The 18,971-nt window shown below is 68.1% G+C and carries 27 protein-coding genes and 4 tRNA genes; 16 read left to right on the top strand and 15 right to left on the bottom strand.

The window, feature by feature from the left end; all coding sequences use genetic code 11:
- Nucleotides 1-13: 13 nt before the first annotated feature.
- Entirely contained in the window at nucleotides 14-625 is a 612-nt protein-coding gene (gene pdxT / locus ACYQ1L_RS08845; protein ID WP_460005785.1) for a pyridoxal 5'-phosphate synthase glutaminase subunit PdxT, read from the bottom strand.
- Nucleotides 619-1,521 carry a pyridoxal 5'-phosphate synthase lyase subunit PdxS gene (gene pdxS / locus ACYQ1L_RS08840; RefSeq protein ID WP_460003818.1) on the bottom strand — a complete coding sequence of 301 codons (903 nt, stop codon included), beginning with the start codon at nucleotides 1,519-1,521 and terminating at the stop codon, nucleotides 619-621. Before pdxS ends, pdxT begins: the two co-directional genes overlap by 7 nt.
- A gap of 88 nt (nucleotides 1,522-1,609) precedes the next feature.
- Between pdxS and pdxY the strand changes: the two genes are divergently transcribed.
- On the top strand, nucleotides 1,610-2,464 hold the full coding sequence (gene pdxY / locus ACYQ1L_RS08835; protein WP_460003817.1) for a pyridoxal kinase PdxY: 855 nt from the start codon (nucleotides 1,610-1,612) through the stop codon (nucleotides 2,462-2,464).
- Nucleotides 2,465-2,618: 154 nt separating this feature from the next.
- Here pdxY and ACYQ1L_RS08830 read toward each other — a convergent pair whose 3' ends face one another.
- From ACYQ1L_RS08830 to ACYQ1L_RS08820, 3 genes are all read right to left on the bottom strand, one after another.
- Entirely contained in the window at nucleotides 2,619-3,176 is a 558-nt protein-coding gene (locus ACYQ1L_RS08830) for an HIT family protein (protein WP_460003816.1), read from the bottom strand.
- Nucleotides 3,173-5,101 (bottom strand): threonine--tRNA ligase, encoded by a 1,929-nt coding sequence (gene thrS, locus ACYQ1L_RS08825; protein WP_460005784.1) that lies wholly within the window; start codon nucleotides 5,099-5,101, stop codon nucleotides 3,173-3,175. The genes ACYQ1L_RS08830 and thrS overlap by 4 nt, the downstream gene beginning before the upstream one ends.
- Before the next feature lie 246 nt (nucleotides 5,102-5,347).
- Entirely contained in the window at nucleotides 5,348-6,160 is an 813-nt protein-coding gene (locus ACYQ1L_RS08820) for a low temperature requirement protein A (protein WP_460003815.1), read from the bottom strand.
- On the opposite strand from ACYQ1L_RS08820, the gene ACYQ1L_RS08815 reads away from it, so the two are divergent.
- From ACYQ1L_RS08815 to ACYQ1L_RS08750, 14 genes are all read left to right on the top strand, one after another.
- Nucleotides 6,116-7,180: a serine/threonine-protein kinase gene (locus ACYQ1L_RS08815; RefSeq protein WP_460003814.1), complete on the top strand. Its 1,065-nt coding sequence runs from the start codon at nucleotides 6,116-6,118 to the stop codon at nucleotides 7,178-7,180. The two genes, ACYQ1L_RS08820 and ACYQ1L_RS08815, sit on opposite strands and share 45 nt — an antisense overlap.
- Before the next feature lie 190 nt (nucleotides 7,181-7,370).
- The gene (locus ACYQ1L_RS08810) at nucleotides 7,371-8,639 is read left to right on the top strand and encodes a tyrosine-type recombinase/integrase (protein ID WP_460003813.1); all 1,269 of its coding nucleotides are present in this window, start codon (nucleotides 7,371-7,373) and stop codon (nucleotides 8,637-8,639) included.
- A gap of 257 nt (nucleotides 8,640-8,896) precedes the next feature.
- Entirely contained in the window at nucleotides 8,897-9,115 is a 219-nt protein-coding gene (locus ACYQ1L_RS08805) for an excisionase family DNA-binding protein (RefSeq protein ID WP_460003812.1), read from the top strand.
- On the top strand, nucleotides 9,112-9,912 hold the full coding sequence (locus ACYQ1L_RS08800; protein WP_460003811.1) for a hypothetical protein: 801 nt from the start codon (nucleotides 9,112-9,114) through the stop codon (nucleotides 9,910-9,912). The genes ACYQ1L_RS08805 and ACYQ1L_RS08800 overlap by 4 nt, the downstream gene beginning before the upstream one ends.
- Nucleotides 9,909-10,832, top strand: coding sequence for a hypothetical protein (locus tag ACYQ1L_RS08795; protein ID WP_460003810.1), 924 nt, complete (start codon nucleotides 9,909-9,911; stop codon nucleotides 10,830-10,832). The genes ACYQ1L_RS08800 and ACYQ1L_RS08795 overlap by 4 nt, the downstream gene beginning before the upstream one ends.
- Entirely contained in the window at nucleotides 10,829-11,200 is a 372-nt protein-coding gene (locus ACYQ1L_RS08790) for a hypothetical protein (RefSeq protein WP_460003809.1), read from the top strand. The genes ACYQ1L_RS08795 and ACYQ1L_RS08790 overlap by 4 nt, the downstream gene beginning before the upstream one ends.
- 145 nt (nucleotides 11,201-11,345) lie before the next feature.
- A complete protein-coding gene (locus ACYQ1L_RS08785; RefSeq protein WP_460003808.1) occupies nucleotides 11,346-11,513 on the top strand; it encodes a hypothetical protein in 168 nt (55 codons plus the stop codon).
- Entirely contained in the window at nucleotides 11,510-11,848 is a 339-nt protein-coding gene (locus tag ACYQ1L_RS08780) for a hypothetical protein (RefSeq protein WP_460003807.1), read from the top strand. The genes ACYQ1L_RS08785 and ACYQ1L_RS08780 overlap by 4 nt, the downstream gene beginning before the upstream one ends.
- 24 nt (nucleotides 11,849-11,872) lie before the next feature.
- Nucleotides 11,873-12,307, top strand: coding sequence for a hypothetical protein (locus tag ACYQ1L_RS08775; RefSeq protein WP_460003806.1), 435 nt, complete (start codon nucleotides 11,873-11,875; stop codon nucleotides 12,305-12,307).
- A 159-nt stretch (nucleotides 12,308-12,466) separates the two neighbouring features.
- Nucleotides 12,467-12,772, top strand: coding sequence for a hypothetical protein (locus ACYQ1L_RS08770; RefSeq protein ID WP_460003805.1), 306 nt, complete (start codon nucleotides 12,467-12,469; stop codon nucleotides 12,770-12,772).
- On the top strand, nucleotides 12,765-13,085 hold the full coding sequence (locus ACYQ1L_RS08765) for an HNH endonuclease (protein WP_460003804.1): 321 nt from the start codon (nucleotides 12,765-12,767) through the stop codon (nucleotides 13,083-13,085). Before ACYQ1L_RS08770 ends, ACYQ1L_RS08765 begins: the two co-directional genes overlap by 8 nt.
- 155 nt (nucleotides 13,086-13,240) lie before the next feature.
- Nucleotides 13,241-13,645, top strand: coding sequence for a hypothetical protein (locus ACYQ1L_RS08760; protein WP_460003803.1), 405 nt, complete (start codon nucleotides 13,241-13,243; stop codon nucleotides 13,643-13,645).
- A gap of 37 nt (nucleotides 13,646-13,682) precedes the next feature.
- Entirely contained in the window at nucleotides 13,683-14,003 is a 321-nt protein-coding gene (locus ACYQ1L_RS08755) for a hypothetical protein (protein WP_460003802.1), read from the top strand.
- A gap of 211 nt (nucleotides 14,004-14,214) precedes the next feature.
- Nucleotides 14,215-14,793, top strand: coding sequence for a DUF3800 domain-containing protein (locus tag ACYQ1L_RS08750; RefSeq protein WP_460003801.1), 579 nt, complete (start codon nucleotides 14,215-14,217; stop codon nucleotides 14,791-14,793).
- Here the strand turns inward: ACYQ1L_RS08750 and ACYQ1L_RS08745 are convergent.
- Nucleotides 14,721-15,053, bottom strand: coding sequence for a hypothetical protein (locus ACYQ1L_RS08745; protein WP_460003800.1), 333 nt, complete (start codon nucleotides 15,051-15,053; stop codon nucleotides 14,721-14,723). The two genes, ACYQ1L_RS08750 and ACYQ1L_RS08745, sit on opposite strands and share 73 nt — an antisense overlap.
- A gap of 599 nt (nucleotides 15,054-15,652) precedes the next feature.
- Here ACYQ1L_RS08745 and ACYQ1L_RS08740 point away from each other — a divergent pair.
- Nucleotides 15,653-15,829, top strand: a complete 177-nt coding sequence (locus tag ACYQ1L_RS08740; RefSeq protein ID WP_460003799.1) for a hypothetical protein — start codon at nucleotides 15,653-15,655, stop codon at nucleotides 15,827-15,829.
- Here the strand turns inward: ACYQ1L_RS08740 and ACYQ1L_RS08735 are convergent.
- The 9 genes from ACYQ1L_RS08735 to ACYQ1L_RS08695 all read right to left on the bottom strand — a co-directional run bounded on the left by ACYQ1L_RS08735 (nucleotide 15,791) and on the right by ACYQ1L_RS08695 (nucleotide 18,917).
- The gene (locus tag ACYQ1L_RS08735) at nucleotides 15,791-16,075 is read right to left on the bottom strand and encodes a hypothetical protein (protein ID WP_460003798.1); all 285 of its coding nucleotides are present in this window, start codon (nucleotides 16,073-16,075) and stop codon (nucleotides 15,791-15,793) included. The genes ACYQ1L_RS08740 and ACYQ1L_RS08735 overlap by 39 nt on opposite strands.
- Nucleotides 16,076-16,213: 138 nt before the next feature.
- Nucleotides 16,214-16,285: transfer RNA gene (locus tag ACYQ1L_RS08730), tRNA-Val, on the bottom strand.
- A 30-nt stretch (nucleotides 16,286-16,315) separates the two neighbouring features.
- A tRNA-Cys gene (locus ACYQ1L_RS08725) sits at nucleotides 16,316-16,386 on the bottom strand.
- 48 nt (nucleotides 16,387-16,434) lie between these two features.
- Nucleotides 16,435-16,510 (bottom strand) — tRNA-Gly (locus ACYQ1L_RS08720).
- Between the two features lie 96 nt (nucleotides 16,511-16,606).
- A complete protein-coding gene (locus tag ACYQ1L_RS08715; protein WP_460005783.1) occupies nucleotides 16,607-16,966 on the bottom strand; it encodes a nuclear transport factor 2 family protein in 360 nt (119 codons plus the stop codon).
- A 98-nt stretch (nucleotides 16,967-17,064) separates the two neighbouring features.
- Nucleotides 17,065-17,859 (bottom strand): SDR family NAD(P)-dependent oxidoreductase, encoded by a 795-nt coding sequence (locus tag ACYQ1L_RS08710; protein ID WP_460003797.1) that lies wholly within the window; start codon nucleotides 17,857-17,859, stop codon nucleotides 17,065-17,067.
- Nucleotides 17,860-17,955: 96 nt separating this feature from the next.
- Nucleotides 17,956-18,270 carry an ArsR/SmtB family transcription factor gene (locus tag ACYQ1L_RS08705; protein ID WP_460003796.1) on the bottom strand — a complete coding sequence of 105 codons (315 nt, stop codon included), beginning with the start codon at nucleotides 18,268-18,270 and terminating at the stop codon, nucleotides 17,956-17,958.
- Nucleotides 18,267-18,749 (bottom strand): SRPBCC domain-containing protein, encoded by a 483-nt coding sequence (locus tag ACYQ1L_RS08700; protein WP_460003795.1) that lies wholly within the window; start codon nucleotides 18,747-18,749, stop codon nucleotides 18,267-18,269. Before ACYQ1L_RS08700 ends, ACYQ1L_RS08705 begins: the two co-directional genes overlap by 4 nt.
- 92 nt (nucleotides 18,750-18,841) lie before the next feature.
- Nucleotides 18,842-18,917 (bottom strand) — tRNA-Val (locus ACYQ1L_RS08695).
- Nucleotides 18,918-18,971: the final 54 nt, after the last annotated feature.

Raw genomic sequence — 18,971 nt, 5'->3', positions numbered from 1 at the left:
GACGTCGACGGGCTCAGGCCGCGCGCGCAGTGCGCTGCTGCGCGGCGATGTCCAGCAGCCGCTGGTGCAGGCGGGTCTCGCCGTTCATCTCCGGGTGGAAGCTGGTGCCGAGCAGGTTGCCCTGCTCCACGGCCACCACGCCGCCGTCCGGCAGCGCGGCGATCGCCCTGGCCTTGGGCCCGACCCGCGTGATGAGCGGGGCGCGGATGAAGGTGGCGGCGACCGGATCCGCGATCCCGGCGACCTGCAGTTCCGTCTCGAACGACTCGACCTGTCCGCCGAACGCGTTGCGCGCGACGGTCACGTCCAGGCCACCGAACGTGAGCTGCCCGTCGATCGCGCCCTCGATCTCGTCGGCGAGCAGGATCAGGCCGGCGCAGGTGCCGTAGACGGGCAGACCGTCGGCGATGAGCGCCCGCAGCGGATCCCGAAGCCCGAAGATCCGGGACAGTTTGTCGATCACGCTCGACTCGCCGCCCGGGATCACGAGTCCGTCGAGCCCCTCCAGCTGCTCGGGGCGGCGGACGGCGACCGCCTCCGCCCCGAGCGAGGTGAGGATCGCCGCGTGCTCGCGGACATCGCCCTGCAGGGCGAGCACGCCGATCCGGAGAGCGGCTGTCACCAGCCGCGCTCCGCGAGACGGTGTGGCGCGGGCAGGTCCGACACGTTGATGCCGACCATGGCCTCGCCGAGGCCGCGCGAGACCTGCGCGATCACCGCGGGGTCGTCGTAGGCGGCCGTCGCCTTCACGATCGCGGCGGCACGCGCCGCCGGGTCGCCCGACTTGAAGATGCCGGATCCGACGAAGACGCCGTCGGCGCCGAGCTGCATCATCATGGCGGCGTCCGCCGGAGTCGCGACTCCGCCGGCGACGAACATGACGACCGGGAGGGCGCCCTTCTCCGCCACCTCGACGACGAGCTCGTACGGCGCCTGCAGCTCCTTGGCCGCCACGTACAGCTCGTCCTTGCTCAGCGACGTGAGCCTGGCGATCTCGCCGCGGATGGTGCGGATGTGCTTCATGGCCTCGGAGACATCGCCGGTGCCGGCCTCGCCCTTGGAGCGGATCATCGCCGCACCCTCGGTGATGCGGCGCAGCGCCTCGCCGAGGTTGGTGGCGCCGCAGACGAAGGGAACCGTGAAGCCCCACTTGTCGATGTGGTTGACGTAGTCGGCCGGCGAGAGCACCTCGGACTCGTCGATGTAGTCCACGCCGAGTTCCTGCAGCACCTGCGCCTCCACGAAGTGGCCGATGCGCGCCTTCGCCATGACCGGGATCGAGACGGCCGAGATGATGCCGTCGATCATGTCCGGGTCGCTCATGCGGGACACGCCGCCCTGAGCGCGGATGTCGGCGGGCACCCGCTCGAGAGCCATCACGGCGACGGCGCCGGCGTCCTCCGCGATCTTCGCCTGCTCGGGCGTGACGACGTCCATGATGACGCCGCCCTTGAGCATCTCCGCGAGGCCGCGCTTGACGCGGGCGGTGCCGGTGGTGGATTCGGATGCCAGTTCTGTCATAGGACATATCTTACGCTGTCTGCGACGGGGTCCGACATCACCCGGACAGTGGGCGGATGCGCCGTCCGCGAGGTGAGAGGATCGAGGAATGCTCACCGTGCTCTCGATCCAGTCCGCCGTCGCGTACGGCCACGTCGGCAACTCCGCTGCGGTCTTCCCGCTCCAGCGCATCGGCGTCGAGGTGCTGCCCGTCTACACCGTGAACTTCTCCAACCACACCGGCTACGGCGCGTGGCGCGGTCCGCTGATCGCCCCGGAGGACGTCCGCGAGGTCGTCACCGGCATCGAGGAGCGCGGCGTGCTCGGCGAGATCGACGCCGTGCTCAGCGGCTACCAGGGCGGCGAAGGCATCGGCGACGTCATCATCGACGCCGTCGCTCGCGTCAAGGCCGCGAACCCGAACGCCGTGTACGCGTGCGACCCGGTGATGGGCAACGCGAAGTCCGGCTGCTTCGTCGCGCCGGCCATCCCCGTCCTGCTGCGCGACCGCGTGGTGCCGGTCGCCGACATCATCACCCCGAACCAGTTCGAGCTCGGCTTCCTCACGGGCACCGAGCCCGACACGCTCGAATCGACGCTCGCCTCTGTCGACGCCGCCCGCGCGATGGGCCCGAACACCGTGCTCGTGACGAGCGTGGAGCGCCCCGACCGCGAGGACGGCACGATCGAGATGCTCGCCGTCGACGACAAGGGCGCCTGGCTCGTGGCCACCCCGCATCTGCCGATGAAGGCGAACGGATCCGGCGACGTCACCGCGGCCCTGTTCACGGCGCACTACGTCGAGACGGGCGACGCGAAGGTTGCCCTGGAGCGCACGGTGTCGAGCGTGTACGAGCTGCTGCGGCTCACCCTCGAGTCGGGTGCGCGCGAGCTGCAGCTCATCCCGGCCCAGGAGTTCTACGCGAACCCGCCGCTGCAGTTCACCGCACGCCAGGTGCGCTGACGCCGAGTCGGTGCTCCGCGGGCGCCGCGGTGGGCACCGAGATCAGGCGAACCGCCCGAGATGAGGTGGATCCTGCCGAGATCGCCTGATCTCGGGCAACTCGCCGCATCTCGGGCGCTGCGGATGCACCGGCATGCCCGTGGAACCCCGCGGTTCAGGCGGGCCAGGCCGCCGCGACGGTGTTGCGGACGTCGCCGAGCAGCTGGGGCAGCGCCTTGGTCTTGGCGATGATCGGGAAGAAGTTCGCGTCGCTGTTCCAGCGCGGGACGACGTGCTGGTGCAGGTGCGCGTCGACTCCGGCGCCGGCGACGGCACCCTGGTTCATGCCGATGTTGAAGCCGTCGCATCGCGAGGTGGCCTTCAACACCCGCATGGCGGTCTGGGTGAGCGCGCCGATCTCGGCGACCTCCTCGGCGGTCGCCTCGTCGTAGGTCGCGATGTGGCGGTACGGGCAGACCAGAAGATGCCCGGAGTTGTACGGGAACAGGTTCAGCAGCACGTACGCCGTGCGCCCGCGGGCCACGATCAGCCGCTCCTCGTCCGGATGCTTGGGCGCCTCGCAGAACGGGCACTCCTCGCGCAGCGGCTCCGGGCCCGCCTGGATGTAGGTCATCCGGTGCGGCACCCAGAGGCGCTGGAACTCGTCGGGGACGCCGGCCAGGTGCGCGGCGTCCTCGAGCCGCTCGCCGGCGGCGCCCCCGTCGATGGTCATGCCAGGTCGCCCGCCGTCTGGATCAGCGCGTGGCTCTCGACCGCGCGGCGCACCCGCTCCACGGCATCGGCGAGGGGCACACCGTTCTCCTGGGTCCCGTCCCGGAAGCGGAACGAGACCGTTCCCGCGGCGCGGTCCTGCTCCCCCGCGATGAGGATCAGGGGCACCTTGCCGGTGGTGTGGTTGCGGATCTTCTTCTGCATGCGCTCGTCGGAGTGGTCCACCTCGGCGCGCACGCCGGCCTCGCGGAACGCCGCGACGGCGTCATCCAGGTAGTCCGCGAACTCCTCGGCCACGGGGATCCCCATGATCTGCACCGGGGAGAGCCACAGCGGGAAGTCGCCGGCGTAGTGCTCGAGCAGGATCGCGAAGAAGCGCTCGATCGACCCGAACAGGGCGCGATGGATCATGATCGGGCGCTTCTTCTGCCCGTCCCGGTCCGTGAACTCCAGGTCGAAGCGCTCCGGCAGGTTCGGGTCGACCTGCACGGTCGACAGCTGCCACACCCGGCCGATCGCGTCGGTGGTCTTCAGGTCGATCTTCGGGCCGTAGAAGGCCGCCTCACCGGGCACCTCGGTCAGCTTGAGGCCGGATGCCAGCGCCACGTTGCGCAGCGCGTTCGTGGAGTACTCCCAGAACTCGTCGGATCCGATCCACTTGTCCTTCTCGTCGTCGCGCATCGACAGCTCGAGCTCGAAGTCGCTGAGCCCGAAGTCCCGCAGCATCGAGAGGATGAACTCCAGGACCTTGGTGACCTCGGACTCGAGCTGGTCGGGCGTGACGAAGAGGTGCGAGTCGTCCTGGGTGAAGCCGCGCACACGCGTAAGGCCGTGCAGGGCGCCGGAGAGCTCGTTGCGGTAGACGGTGCCGTTCTCGGCCAGCCGCAGGGGCAGGTCGCGGTAGCTGCGCGCGCGCTCCTTGTAGATGAGGATGTGCATCGGGCAGTTCATCGGCTTCAGGTAGTAGTCCTGGCCCTGCTTGGTGATGTGCCCGTCCTCGTCGCGCTCCTCGTCCATCCGGATCGGCGGGAACATGCCGTCGCGGTAGGTGACGAGGTGGTTCGAGGTGAGGAAGAGGTCCTCCTTGGAGATGTGCGGCGTGTACACGTAGTTGTACCCCGCCGCGATGTGGCGGCGACGCGCGTGCTGCTCCATCTCGCCGCGGATGATGCCGCCGCGCGGGTGCCAGACCGAGAGGCCGGATCCGATCTCGTCGGGGAAGGAGAAGAGGTCGAGCTCCTTGCCGAGGCGGCGGTGGTCGCGCTTTGCGGCCTCCTCGAGGCGCTGCTGGTAGGCGCGCAGCTCGTCCTTGGTGGGCCACGCCGTGCCGTAGATGCGCTGCAGCTGCGGGTTCTTCTCGGATCCGCGCCAGTAGGCCGCGGCGATGCGGGTGAGGTCCCAGCCGTTGCCGATCATGCGGGTGTTCGGCAGGTGCGGACCGCGGCAGAGGTCCTTCCAGACGACCTCGCCATCCTTGGAGACGTTGTCATAGACGGTCAGCTCGCCCTCGCCGACCTCGACGGACGCGCCCTCGGTCTTGTCGGCGCCCGGACCCTTCAGGCCGATGAGCTCGAGCTTGAACGGCTCGTCCGCGAGCTCGGCCCGCGCCTCGTCGTCGGTGACCACGCGGCGGACGAAGCGCTGGCCCTCGCGCTGGATCCGCTGCATCTCCTTCGAGATCGCCTTGACGTCCTCGGGGGTGAACGGGGTGTCCACGCCGAAATCGTAGTAGAAGCCGTCCGTGATGGGCGGGCCGATGCCGAGGTTCGCCTGCGGCTTGATGCGCTGCACGGCCTGAGCGAGCACGTGCGCCGTGGAGTGGCGCAGGATCGCGAGGCCCTCAGGGCTGTCGATCGTGATCGGCTGTACGTCGTCGTCCTCGTTCACGACGGCAGCGAGGTCCTTCTGCTGCCCGTTGACGAGCATGGCGACGACGGAGCGGTCGCTGTACGGTCCGTTCGCGCCGTAGAGTGCGAAACCGTCGCAGGGGTAGGACGGCAGTTCAGGGGCGGACACGGGGTTCTCAGACAAAGGAAGTTCTCCAGTTTGGCGACGGTCTCGGCTCAGCTTCGGGCGCGTCGGCGCCCTGCCCGCTCAGGCCCTGAGAGTTCGCGTGCCGGTGACCGTGACGACGGTCGCGTGCGTCAGCCGAGCGAAGTCCATAGGAGAATCCTACGCCGCCGCATCCTGCGACCCGACCAGCGATCCACCCAGGGCCTCGTCCAGATGCCGCCAGCCACCCGCTTCGTACGCCACGACGAGGAGCACCGGCCCCGCGAGCACGGCGAGCAGGCACGCCCACAGCGCCCAGCCCGCTGCCGCTGCGGCGACGCCCGCCGCCGGGAGCACCCCTGCGAGCACGTGGATCGGCAGACCGCGCGTGCGCCGGCGCACGAGGTGCAGGTGCAGGAGCGCGACCGACAGGACGAACACCATGACGGGCACGGCGATCATCGGGATCACCGTCGACGTCGGAAGTGCGTGCTCGCCGTACGCGTAGCCGATCAGATGGAGGCCGGCGCCGACGGCGGCGATGCTGGCGAACACGAGGGCGTGCCCGTAGCCCCACACGAAGGCGCGGTCGCGGTGCGCGGCCAGCACGGCGCCCGACGGCAGCATCGTATAGATCCACCACAGGGCGAAGGTCATCGCGATGCCGGCGCCGATGACGACGACCGCGTCGACCGTCCATCCTTCGGTCTCGGCGATCTCCTGGGCGGCGGCGAGCGTGCCGATGACGGTCTCGCCGAGGGCGATGATCGTCAGGAGCGAGTAGCGCTCCGCGATGTGGTGCGCGTGCCAGGGCGTGCCGCGGCGCTCCCCCTCGCCCTTGCGCTCCGCGACGATCGGGCCGCCGAGCTCGACCAGCCAGCACAGCGCGGCGCCGATGATCGCGGCGCCGAAGGGCAGCGGCGCCCAGGCCGTCCGCGGTACCTCGTGATGGAGTACATCGACGGGCCGACCCTCGCGGAGCTGATCGCCCACGGGCCGCTCGACCGCGCCGACGCCGCCGCCGTGGGGCGGGACCTGGCCGACGCGCTCGCCGCGGTGCACGCCTCGGGTGCCGTGCATCGCGACGTCAAGCCCTCCAACGTACTGCTGCGGCCATCGCTCGATCCCTCGCACCCCTGGCACGCCGTCCTCGCCGACTTCGGGATCGCACGCGGCACGGACGACACTGCGCTGACCGCGCCGGGGATCACGATCGGCACCGTGGCGTACATGGCTCCGGAGCTGTTCCGCGGCGCTCGCGCCACCCCGGCCGCCGATGTGTACGCGCTGGGCGTGCTGCTGCTCGAGGCGCTCACCGGCGCTCGCCCGTCTCCCGCCGCGCTCGGCACGGACGCTGCCCGCGCATCGGGGCCGACGGTCCCCGATGCGCCCGGCGGCATGGCACCGCCCACGGTCCCTGATGCGCTGGGTACCGGATGGGCGCTGCTCCTGGGGCGCATGACGGCCGCCGAACCCGAGGAACGCCCGTCCGCCGCACAGGTGGCAGCAGCGGCCGCGGATCTCCTCTGCGTGGAGGATCGTACGTCTTCCGCAGTAGGGCTGCCGACCCGCAGCCGTGGTTCCACGGGCGGCCGCGACCTCCCGTCCCGCAGCAGACGCGCGGCCCGACGATGGTCACGCGGCCGCACCCGCGGCCTCGTCGCCGTCTGCGCCGGTGTGCTGATCGCGCTCGCTCTCGCCGTAGCGGGTCTAGGCGGTCTCGCGCACCCGGATCCTCCGGAGGCGCAGCCCTCCGTGCCCGGCCCGTCGTCCGAGCCGACCCCTCTGCCCTCGACGCCGGTCGCCGGCGTCCCGTCCCCGGCGGTACCGCAGGCGCCGGTCGTCCCGGCCGCCGACGTCGAACCGCACCACGGCCCTGGCAGGGGTGCGGCCGCGCACGCCGGCCAGGGCGGGGATCCGGGGCCCGGCAGCGATCACGCGGCGACGGGGAACCCGCACGACCGCGGCTCGAACGAGGACTCCCCCGACACGAGCGCGGGAGACGACCGCTGAACCACAAAAACCCCGGGCCGGACCGGGGGTTTCTCTTGTGCGCGATACTGGGATCGAACCGGTACACCTGACCCTTCCGAGATCCGCAGAATCTCGTGGATTTCGAGACGTTGACCTGGTATTTCTATCCTCTCCTCAATGTGGCCAGATAGGGCTAGAATGGGCAACAATCAGCACCCGTTAGGGCACGTTGGGGCACGCTGATTCGACACTGGGATCGAACAGGGAGCACGAGATGGTTGGGGCACGCGGCAAGATCACCGACGCATTGGGACGCGAACGGAAGGCGACGCGCGCCAGCTTCGGGAAGGTGCGTAAGCTGCCCTCGGGCCGCTATCAGGCGAGCTACGTCGGCCCGGACGGAGGACGGCACACCGCGCCGCAGACCTATGTCGCGAAGATCGACGCCGAGAGCTGGCTGGCCGTGCAGCGGGCGCAGATCGTCCAGGGCGAATGGGCACCCGCCATCGTCAAGGCGAAGGACGTCCTGCAGCGCGAGCGGGCGCAGACCCTCGGCACCTACGCCGCCGACTGGATCAAGACCCGCACGGGCCGCAACGGCGAACCGCTCCGCCACACGACGCGCGCCGAGTACGAGCGCATGCTGAGGCTGCCCGACAGTGCGAAGGACACGAAGAACGGGAAGGACCGCGGCGGCCCGCTCGCTCCCCTAGTCACGATGCCGCTGGCCGCGATCACCCCTGAGTCCGTCCGCAGCTGGTACTCGAAGCTTGTGAAGGCGGGCCAGAAGACCACCGCAGCGCGCGCTTACGGGCTGCTGAGGAGCGTGTTGCAGACAGCCGTGCAGGATGGCCTGATCCCTGTCAACCCGTGTCAGATCCGCGGCGCGCAGAACGCGAGCACCGGCAAGAAGACGCTGCCGCCGACGTCCGCGGAGCTGCTGATCATCCAGCAGAGCATGCCGGAGCACCTGCGCGCGGCCGTCAGCGTCGCCGCCTGGGGCGCTCTCCGCTATGGGGAGCTGACCGAGCTTCGCCGTAAGGACGTGACCTTCGACGGCGACGTGGCCATGGTCAACGTCACCCGCGCTGTTACCCGCGTGAAGGGCGGCGGCTTCCACGTCGGCCCGCCGAAGAGTGAAGCAGGTGTGCGCACGGTGGCACTCCCCCCGGCCGTGTCGCGCGAGCTGAAGCAGCACATCGAGCAGCACGCGCAGCCGGGGCCTGACGGGCTGCTGTTCCCGAGCGTCAGCGGGGGTCACCTGGGCGAATCCACGTTCGTCCGCGCGTGGTATCCGGCACGCGCTGCTGCTGGCCGTGACGACCTGCCCTGGCATGGACTCAGGCACTTCGGGCTGAGTCGTTACGCGCTGACCGGCGCGACCCTCCGCGAGATCCAGGAGCGTGCAGGACACTCGACTATCGCCGCCGCCATGCGCTATCAGCACGGCGGGAACCGTGACGCTGAACTGGCTGCACGGATGGCTGAATTGTCCTGATTTGCTAATGATTCTATTAGCAGCCGGGAAATGGCTACTGACACTAGCCGAAATGTCGAACTAAGGAAATTCCCAGCATTTAATGCGCACTATTTGCCCCCACTCTGCGATATTGTCTAGCCAAGACGAAACACCCGGCGACTAGTCATCGGAGCCTGAAGAGGAAAAGGGCTCACATGCATCTAGGCAACGGAATCCAACTCACCCTGAGACAGATTCCTTGCCCTGTGTTGTGAGCAACTCTTCAGGAGGGGATCATGGCCCTTGTAGGCTCCGAGCTTCTGACCGTTCAGGCCGCAGCCGCCCGACTCAGCCTCGCGCCGTACACCATCCGCCGACTGATCGCAGATGGCGCGCTCCGCGCCTACAAGGTCGGCCCCGAGCCCGTGGGCAAGCTCCGCGACGTGCGGCCGCTCCGTATCCCTGCCGACGCCGTGGAGGCCTTGCTGCATCCCGTTATCGGGAGCGCAGCATGAGCGCCGTCGTCAAGCTCTTGTCGGCATCCGAGGCGCAGCGTCTCACGCAGCGGATCAAGCTCACGGCATCCGGCGTGCGGGATGGCCTCTTCAAGCTCCGGAACCTGGTGGACGAGGCGAAGAACACGAACGTCTGGAACGTGCTCGGTTTCCCGTCCTGGCCCGCCTACCTGGCTGACACGCTCGGATCTGAGCCCATGCGTCTCGGGCGCGAGGAACGGCAGGAGCTGGTCGGCTACCTCGCGGGTGAGGGCATGTCCACCAGGGCTATTGCTCCCATCGTCGGAGTGAGCAGGGAGCAGGTACGTATCGATGTGGCAGGTGACAAGAAGTTGTCACCTGAGCCCGTCCGCGATGACGCACCCGAGTACAGCGACTACCCGCATGCCGACCCTGCCACGGGGGAGGTAATCGAAGCCGAGCTAGTCGAAGACGAAGACGAGCCCGAGCCCGTGAAGGTGATTGGCCTGGACGGCAAGACCTACACCCGCCCGGAGCCACACGCTTACCGTCGTCCGCTTCCTGAGGTCGCGAAGGGCATCGTTCGCGACATGGAACTGCTGACGCAGCGGATCGACAAGATGTTCACAGACGACCGCTTCCGCGGGCACGCCATGGAGATCGCGAAACTCTTCGACGACACCACACACCGCCTCTACTCGGAGCTTGGCAGATTCGGCTGCCCGGAGACGTGGGGGGAAGAGCAGCACGCGCTCACCGACGATGAGCTTGCGCGGGCCGGTGTCGATCTAGGACACCCCCTGGTCGAGCTTGTGGCGAAGCCGGTGGCACCGTGAGCCGCCCTCTGGAGGACTGGTCGTACTCCGAGGAGTTCGACGCCCTCGGGCTGTCGGCACCTGAGCGGGCCGTGGCGCGCTACCTCTGCTGGCGGGTGTCGAAGAAGAGCGGCTGGTGGTACGAGTCCATCGACAAGATTGCGGCCAAGACCGGGCTCGGTGCTTCGACCGTCCGCAAGGCACTGGACCGGCTAGAGGTTCAGGCGTACCTGGTGCGCGAGCGGCGTCGTGATCGACGCGGGTACGGCATGGAGTACGTGTTCGCCTTCCCGGCCTTGCAGCCCGTGGACGCCGTCAGCTGGCGCGCGGCCCTTCGACCCGGCCTACCGCTCGCAGAGAGCGCTAGGAGCGCTCGGGGCGACAGCATGACGTATCTGGACACGCCTACCGCTCTGAGCGAGCGCACCGGACCGCTCTCAGCGAGCGCACCGGACCGCTCTGAGCGAGCGCACAAGAGAACGAGGGAAGAGAACGAGGGAAGAAAACGAGGGGATTCGACTGCCCCAACCGCAAGCGGTCGGGGCCGAGCGTCTGATTCTCAGCTCGCCTACTTCAGGGATCTCTACGTGATCTGCCACAGGCAGGAACCGTCCGAGGCGTTGCTCGCGTCCGCCAGCGGTGCGACGCACGAGGACGTGCACGAGTCGATCATGCGTCTACAGCGCGAGGCCTATACCGAGTACCGCGACGGCGAAGAGATTCGCCACGAAGAGGTTCGCGACGACATGCAATACGACGGCTCCTGGGATCTGCTCAGCGACGAGGGCCGAGCCAAGCTCGACGTCCGCGCAGAGAAGCGCATCGCATCCGAGGCAAGCCTCCGCGAGGCCTTCGAGGCGGGCGCACCCAAGACTGACGCCGACTGGTGGAAGACCGCCAGCGCCGCCGACCTGTTCACGATGAAGGGGGCACCGGAATGAACGCCAACCGCGACACTGGGAACGCGATCACGGCCGTGTTCGCGTTCGGCTCGATCCACGTTGCCGAAGGCATCGACCCTCGCGGCAACACCGTGTTCGCGATCCTGGGCGACCCGGATGGGATCCATGGAAGCGCGGATGCGAAGTACGCACCGCACGAGCAGCTGGGACCGCTGCCCGCCGCCTGGCAGGAATTGGTTGACCTCACACCCGCTGACCGCCACGTGTCTCGGGTACTCGCTCAGGTTGACGACGGACGCTGCACCGGCATCCGTAAGGACGGTCAGCCCTGCCGGGCGCACCGGGTGCGCGGGTCGCTATGCAGCGCCCACGAGCGTCAGCAGGCCGATGCCGGGAGGACGCGATGAACGCGCGTTGCGACGAGCACGTTGGCGAACCGTTCCCGCCCCGCTGTAAAGCGTGCGACGAAGCCGAGATCGAAGCTGCCGCCGACCGGATCGGATCGAAGCTCGACACTCTCGCAGCGACCGCTGCCGACACCACGAAGGGACTATGACCGTGACCGACATGGAGCTGCTGGAGGCGGCTGTTCACGCTGTCGCCGCCTGTCATGTCCACCGCGGCGACCCGCACGCCGTGGAGCGCGTTCTTCAGGACGTAGAGCGCACCCGCGCCCGCGTCCTGGAACCGCTGCCCGAGCACGTCTGGAGCGCGCGATGAGCGAGCAGCTGACCGACCTCTTCGGGCGCGTCGTCAACCCGCCGCAGCCGACGCTGGAGAGCCGTCTGCGCTCCGTCCCGCAGCCCAAGCCTGAGCCCGTCCCGCCCGTGGATGGTCACGCCATGACGGCGCAGGTTCTCCGCCCGTCGGGCAACACCTACGCCGCCCCCATCCATATGCGGGTCTGCGAATGCGGCCGAACCTTCGAGTCGTCGGACATGCGCGTCGCGCAGAACCTCGCGGACATGCACCTGGCCGACCCCACCCTGCCCGAGCGCATCGCCCGCTCTGAGGCTGAGAAACCGGCGCGCATCGACACTGCGCAGCGGATCTAACCCACCACTGAAAGGAACAACATCATGGACGCAGAGTACGAAGTGAAGACCTTCAAGCCCGAGAAGACCGAGGAGGAGAAGCGGCAGGCCGCGTTCGTGCAGAGCGCCACGCACCGCGACGCCTCTGGGATCCGAGCAGGGATCGAGGCTGCCGAGGAGCGTCGGCAGGCCGAGGCTGACCTGATCGCGCGAGTGCAGCGGGAGCAGGCTGCCGCCCGCCGCCGCGCGGAGGGTGCCGCACTCATGACGCCCGAGGGACGGGCCGCCGCGCAGCGCCGGGAAGCGGAGGACGACAACGCCAGAATTTTCGCGGCTGACGCTGAGCTGTCCGAGGATCTGGCGGCGCAAGGGCTCCGATCCGGCGACGGGATCCTCCGCATGCAGGCGACGCGCGACGCGATCCGGTCCAAGGCCGCACAGCTGCTCTCCCAGACCGCCGACGCGAACGGGCGGCGCTAGACAACCGAACTCCCGCGGGCGTCTTCCTTTCCGCCCGCGGGCACGGGGCCGCTGGCCCTCCTCAAGCCGACCAGCGGCCCTACTCCCTCCCGAGCAGAAGCGAGGACCATGATGTTCCATCGACGTAAGCGGCCACGCGGCGGGCGCATCATCGCGCAGGTGCCCATCGACAGCGCGCACGTGCTGCTCGTGGACCCGATGCACGTGGATCCCGAAATGCTCGATTGGCTGCTGGAGCCGCGCCCCGAGATGGGCGGGCGCAGCGTCGGCGTCATCCTGCACACCCCAGGCGGAGACGGACGGCTGTCCATAGTCAGCGACGCGGACAACGGCACAGCGACACTCGTGCACTCCGCCGACGACGAAGGCGACTTCACCAACGCGACGGACGCGAAGCGGATGGCCAACCTCGCTTTCTGGCACCAGTACCAGGCCGAAGAGCAGGACGGCGACGACGATGCGTAGCTCTGGGTACTCCCGCAGCGGCGGCCGGTGGAGGACCCTGAAGCGGCGCATCCTCCAGCGGGACGGAGGCCGGTGCTATGCGTGCGGAGGCGACGCCATCACGGCCGACCACGTCACGCCGGTAGGTGAAGGCGGCGACCTCTGGGACGAAAACAACCTTGCTGCTATCTGCAAGACCTGCCACGACGCGAAGACCGCCGCAGAGACAGCACGCGGTGCTCAACGTGCCGCGACCGCACGACGCGACCGACACGCGAACCTCTCGACCTGGCACGAGCCACACCCGAACGCACCGCACCGGGACCGGGGGTAGGGGGGTACCGGGGAAACCACCCATCCCCCGGGGGGAGCCGCGACTAGCGTATAGAAGCTCGCATCCAGCGTGCTGACGTGAGCATCCGTCATTTTTCAGCCAGCCCGCCCGCGAGCCAGGTTCCTGCTTCAGCGATTCAGAGACAGGAGGACAAGATGGCCACGAACAAGCTGCTCCGCGCTCCCGCGGGGCTCGGATCCGCAGGCCGCGCCCTATGGCGGCAGATCGCAGCCGACTGGGCTGAGAACGACGTACTGCCGGACGCACGAGAGCATCGGCTGCTCGCTGATGCTTGCCACGAAGCCGACGTGCTCGCGCTGCTGCAGGAGGAGCTGGCCGCAGCGACCGCTGCAGGCACCTTGACGACGCGCGGGAGCATGGGCCAGTTGGTGACGCATCCGCACGTCTCCGAGGCCCGCCGAAGCCGCGCTCAGATCGCCGCGAACCTCCGCCAGCTGCAGCTGGACGTGCCAGAGGCGAAGGAGCAGGGGCCGAAGTACCGGACGCGCTCCGAGCAGGCCCGTGCGGCTGCCGATGCACGGTGGCGGGCTCGTGGTTAGGTCGGCTGGCCCGCGCCGGGGCCGTGTGGATCCGGCCGTGCAGGCCATCCGTGAGGCGCACGTGGCCCGCGGAGACGCGCACCTGCGCCACTGGTGGACCGAGGGCCACGAAGCACGCTGGAACGCAGAGCGAGCCGCCTGGGAGGCCGGGGAGGACATGATCCTGACCTCCGCCGAGCTGCTCGGCGACTGTATGGCCGCTGGACTCACTGCTGAGGCCACGAAGCACGTGCACGCGACCGATCCCGCGGATACCCGCATCTGGCTGATCCCCGGCCTCACGGGCGGCCCGCTGGTCGAGGTTTACGTGGATGACGGTGAACTGTACGACGTCACCACCGGGCGGCGGATCCCGTGACCGAGGATGGGTCACCCTCCGAGCGCGGTGGGAGAGCCCGATACTTGCATATTCATGCTGTACAGATCTATGCTTGGCCAGTCGATAGGACTGCCAACGCGGTTCCGTTCAGCCGGTGAGACTGCCAACGCGGTGCTCACACAGCGCTGGGTCGAACACACGAGGCCAAGGACCATCATGGTCCCTGGCCTCGCTCTTTTCTGGGGGACGCATGTATTTGCTGTTCGTAGATGAATCCGGAACACATCCTGGACCGCATCCGTTCGTGCTCGGGGCTATGGCCATCCACGAAGATGATGCAGCGCAACTGCAAAGGCAGCTCGATCAGATCGTCATCGAGCACCTCGGCCGGGTGCCGCCGAACCTCGATGAGTACGAGGTGCACGCGTCCGAGATGAGGAACGCGAAGAAGCCGAAGGACGGCTCGTCGCCTCAGAACCAGAGCATCTGGGCTAACGTCGACCGCGCGGTGAGATTGGCTATCCTCGACGCGGTCTACGAGAAACTCACCACGTTCATCCCATCGAACGCAAAGCTCCCTGCGGTGCTGTTTGGCGTGGCAGTTGAGCGGGACTTCCATTCGGACTGGAGCCAGATCGAGCGCGACGCGGTACACGCCCGTGATCACCGCATCCGGCGCATCGGCGGCGACGTAGGCGATTGGCTCCACGGGGCCGCGCCTGTCGAGCATGATGCCGATTTGAAACATCACGGTGATCACCGCCTCTCGAATCCGGGGATCTCTAATTCTACCGCTGGGCCGCCGACGCTGCCTCGGCGCAGCCAGTAGCGCGCGTGCACGCTCCCCATCGGGTCGAGGTAGGTCGCAAGGATCGCGTCACACCGGTTGTCGAGGTTCGGGTGCAGCTCGATATCCACGTCCTGCCCGTCGATGAACACATGGCCCTCGTGAAACCACGGCGCGCGGGCACGCGAGCCGATCTGCTTGCGGAGGACGTAGCCGATCACCTTGCCCTCAAACCGGATGTTCCAGCGCTCGGGCGCGAACCGGCGCACGGGCATGGACTCGACGGTGAGGCGGGGATCCATGCCGCAACGGTAGACCCGGCCGCCGACACGCTCGGATCCGAACCCATGCGACTCGGGCGGTGGTCGCCGGGCTTGATTCAGTCTCGACAACGCTTCCTGTGTGTACGAACATGAGCTATCCGTCATATCGGTTCGTCTAACACCATTCGGGAAGTGTTCGCATGGATCTGGGGCCGTACGGGGGACGCACCGACGACGGCGGCCGCGCTCAGCAGCTCAGGGACCTGTTGAGCGCGGTTTCTACGCAGCATGCATGCGCCGCCCGCCCGCCGTAGCCCCCCCACCGCCGACGCTACTCGGGGACCTCGCGAGCCCATCCGCGCCCGTGGGGAACGTCCGGACGACTCATCATGCACTCGGGATTGGTGCACAGCGTGGCCTCGGGGAGATATGCGACGTTCGCGCCCATCATGCCGTTGATCCCACCCTCATGTCGCCGCAGCCGTTGTTCCGTGGGCAACCCCGCACGAAGCACACTCGAACCTGGTCATGCGCAGGACGGTACGCCGATCCGGAAACCTGTCAAGAGCCGGGCGAGGTCATCGAATAAGCGATGTTGGGACTGGTGGTTGGGTCTGATGACCCGTTAGCGTCAGCGCATGGCGACATACAAGATCAACGAGGGCTATCCCGACGAGAAGACCGTTACCGCGCTCTTCCCGAAGGAGATCAATGGCTTCTTCTACTTCCACGAAGAGGCCGTAGACGACCTGTCGAAGATCGTCTACATCATCCCGTCAACCGGCGTCCGATCCATCGAGCGCATCTCCAGTTAGGTTCAGCGGCGGCTGCATCCCCGCGACCTCCTGCAGCGTATCGGCCAGCGCGCGCGCCTGGAGGCCGCTCAGATCCTCTAGGCCGTCCTGGTAGTCCAGGGACACCCGGACACCGTCCACGTCGCTCCAGAGCGCCGTCAGCGTCGCAATGAGCTGCCCTTCCGCGGTGACCGGCACCACGGGTCCGATTGCCGTCTCGCCGGACACGTCCAGGGTCCATGTCGAATCGTTCATGGGATCGATCATCCACAGAGATCGTCTATCTGTAACCCGGTCGGCCGTGCGACTTCCATTGGACGCCGAGCGGGATCCGCTGGGGCACGCTAGGGGCACGCCACTCCCCCACCAACGAAAAAACCCCCGGCTGACCGGGGGTTTCTCTTGTGCGCGATACTGGGATCGAACCAGTGACCTCTTCCGTGTCAGGGAAGCGCGCTACCGCTGCGCCAATCGCGCCTGTTCAGGCTATTCAGTTGAGGAGAAGCGAGGTGGCGACGGGATTCGAACCCGTGTAAACGGCTTTGCAGGCCGGTGCCTAGCCTCTCGGCCACACCACCATGTGGATTCGAACCCACATGCCGAAGCCCCCGAAGGGGCTCCTGCACTGGAGCGGATGACGAGACTCGAACTCGCGACCCTCACCTTGGCAAGGTGATGCGCTACCAACTGCGCTACATCCGCGTTTTGTGTTTTCCCCGGTGTCCCGGGCACTTGAAATACATTAGCCGAGGATCCGGCGTGTGCCAAACCGGGGCCCGTTCTCGGGCGTGTCCAGGATCACACGCGCGGGCTCTCCTGTGTCTCCGCACCGCCCCAGTAGGTCCACCGCCACCCGTCCGCCTCCCGGACGAAGACGCCTGTCTTCGTATAGGGAACGCGCACCACGATGCCGTCCTCGTCGACATCGACGCCACCGAGGATCTGCGCCCAGGCGACGTCGCCTCTGCGCCACACCCGCACGCGTTCGGGCACCCACGCGCGACCTTGCCCGGCGATCTCGCCGGCGACGGCGATGACCCGCTCGGGGCCGTCCATGAGCTCGCCCACGCCCGACCCCGCCACCGTCATGTCGCCATGCCCGAAGATCTCGGCGAAGTCGCTGCCCGACGTCGACAGCGCGGCATAGATCTGCGCGATGAGCTCTCGGATGATGGCGGAGGTGGCCGCATCTGCTTCCTGGCGGTCAGCCTAGACCGCTCCCCTGGCGACGTACGGGCCCTGGTCGGAGCGACCACTCAATCGACCAGGGCTCCCGCGGACAGGTTCGCGATCACCCCTGTCATCGACGCTGCCCGATCGGATGCAGCGAAGGCGAGGTACTCCGCCACCTCGTCGAGCGCCGGGAGCCGCCCGAGCAGGGTCGTGGCGGCGAGCCCCCGGATCCATTCGTCCACGCCGAGGCCCGAGGCCTGCGCGATCCGCCCGAACATCTCGCGCGTATACGAGGTCTCAAGCGCGTCAGAGATCGCGTGCGGGCGCACGCAGACGACCCGGACGCCGTCGGGTCCGAGCTCGCCGGCGAGGGCGCGGGAGAATCCCTCCAGCCCCGCGGATTGGGCCGCATTGCCGATCAGCCCGCGTCCGGTCAGTCGCGCTCCGGGCGTCGAGATCGTCAGGATCACTCCGGAGTGCTGCGCGACCATGCGACGGGCCGCCGCCTTCGCCGTGATGAAGTTCGTCCGCAGGTAGCCGACGATCGGATGCAGGTACTCCTCGAGCGAGGTCTCCGTGATCGCCGACCCCTGGACATGATCGAAACCGACCGCGTTGAGCGCGATGTCGACGCGTCCTGCATCGCCTGCGGCCTCGTCGATGTGCCGTTCCACGGCGACCGGGTCGGATGCGTCGACGACCGCGATCGAGACCTGCGCGCCTTCAGCTCGCGCCGCAGATGCCGCCGCCTGCAGCCGCGGCAGCGAGCGCCCCGTCAGGAACAGCCGCGCTCCTTCTCGCGCGAAGACCCGAGCGGCAGCGGCCCCGATCGATCCGCCACCGCCGTAGATGACAGCGGTCTTGTTCTCCAACAGCATGATGCGCGCTCTCTCTCTCGTCAACCGATTGCAACCCAAGGATTGCACTTGATGAGAAATGACGCAACCGCACAGTTGCATAAACGGCCAACCCGCTCAGAGTCCCTCGGCGATCTCCTTGATCGCTGCGAGCCGGCGCTCCCAGGCGCGTCCGATCTCCTCCAGACGGCGCGCAGTGGCACCGAGCTCAGCCCCCACCACGCGGTAGCGCACCTCCCGGCCGACCCGGACGGGTTCCACGAGACCGACCTCGGCCAGCACCGACAGGTGCTTCGCGATCGCCTGCCGCGACACCGGGAAGCGGGCCGCGAGGGCCGACGCCGAGGCGTCGCCCTCACCGAGGGCGCTGAGGATGCTCCACCGGGTCTCATCGCCGAGCGCCGCGAACACGGGCACCAGGGTCGTCGTCATCGTCCGGCCTCCAGCAGCGAGACGAGCTTGTCGAGCTCGAGTTCCCAGCCTGCACGATGGCTCTCGAGGTTCGCGCGAGGATCCGAGGTCCGCTCGAAGCCGGACTCGACGACGGTGAGTCGCGTGATCTCCCCCTGCTCCTCGAGCGTGAACGTGAACACCGTCGAGGTCGCCTCGACGATCCCGGAGGGCAGGACACCGCGGGCGTCGTCGTTGTTCCAGCGATAGGTCACCGAGCGCGGCGCATCGATCGACTCGACGCGGATCGGCACGGCGCCGTAGCCGTCGAAGCTCATCGTGCCCTGGGCGCCTGCTCCGGCTCCGGCGAGGACGGTCCGGCCGAACCAGAGGGACAGATGCTCCGGCTCCGTGATCGCACGCCACACCTTGTCGGCGGACGCGGCGATCTCGATGCTCCGCGTCACGCGGAAGGCCTCTTCATCGATGACCGAGGCGCCTTCTCGCTGGGTGTTCACCACGGCCAGACCTCCTGGAGTGCTCGAGGAGGCCGTCGGCCTGCCTCCTGCAACTGAGAGGTTACATCACAGCGGTCGCCGCGGCGGGGAGATGGTGGTGGGCGATGCCGGACTCGAACCGACGACCTCTTCCGTGTGAAGGAAGCGCGCTACCAACTGCGCCAATCGCCCTTGCGGGTTTGCGTGCCCTGAGGCACAGGTAAAGAGCATACCCGATGCGGTGCT

The organism is Microbacterium xylanilyticum, from assembly GCF_054654695.1.
This window is presented reverse-complemented; position numbering and strand designations above follow the sequence as displayed.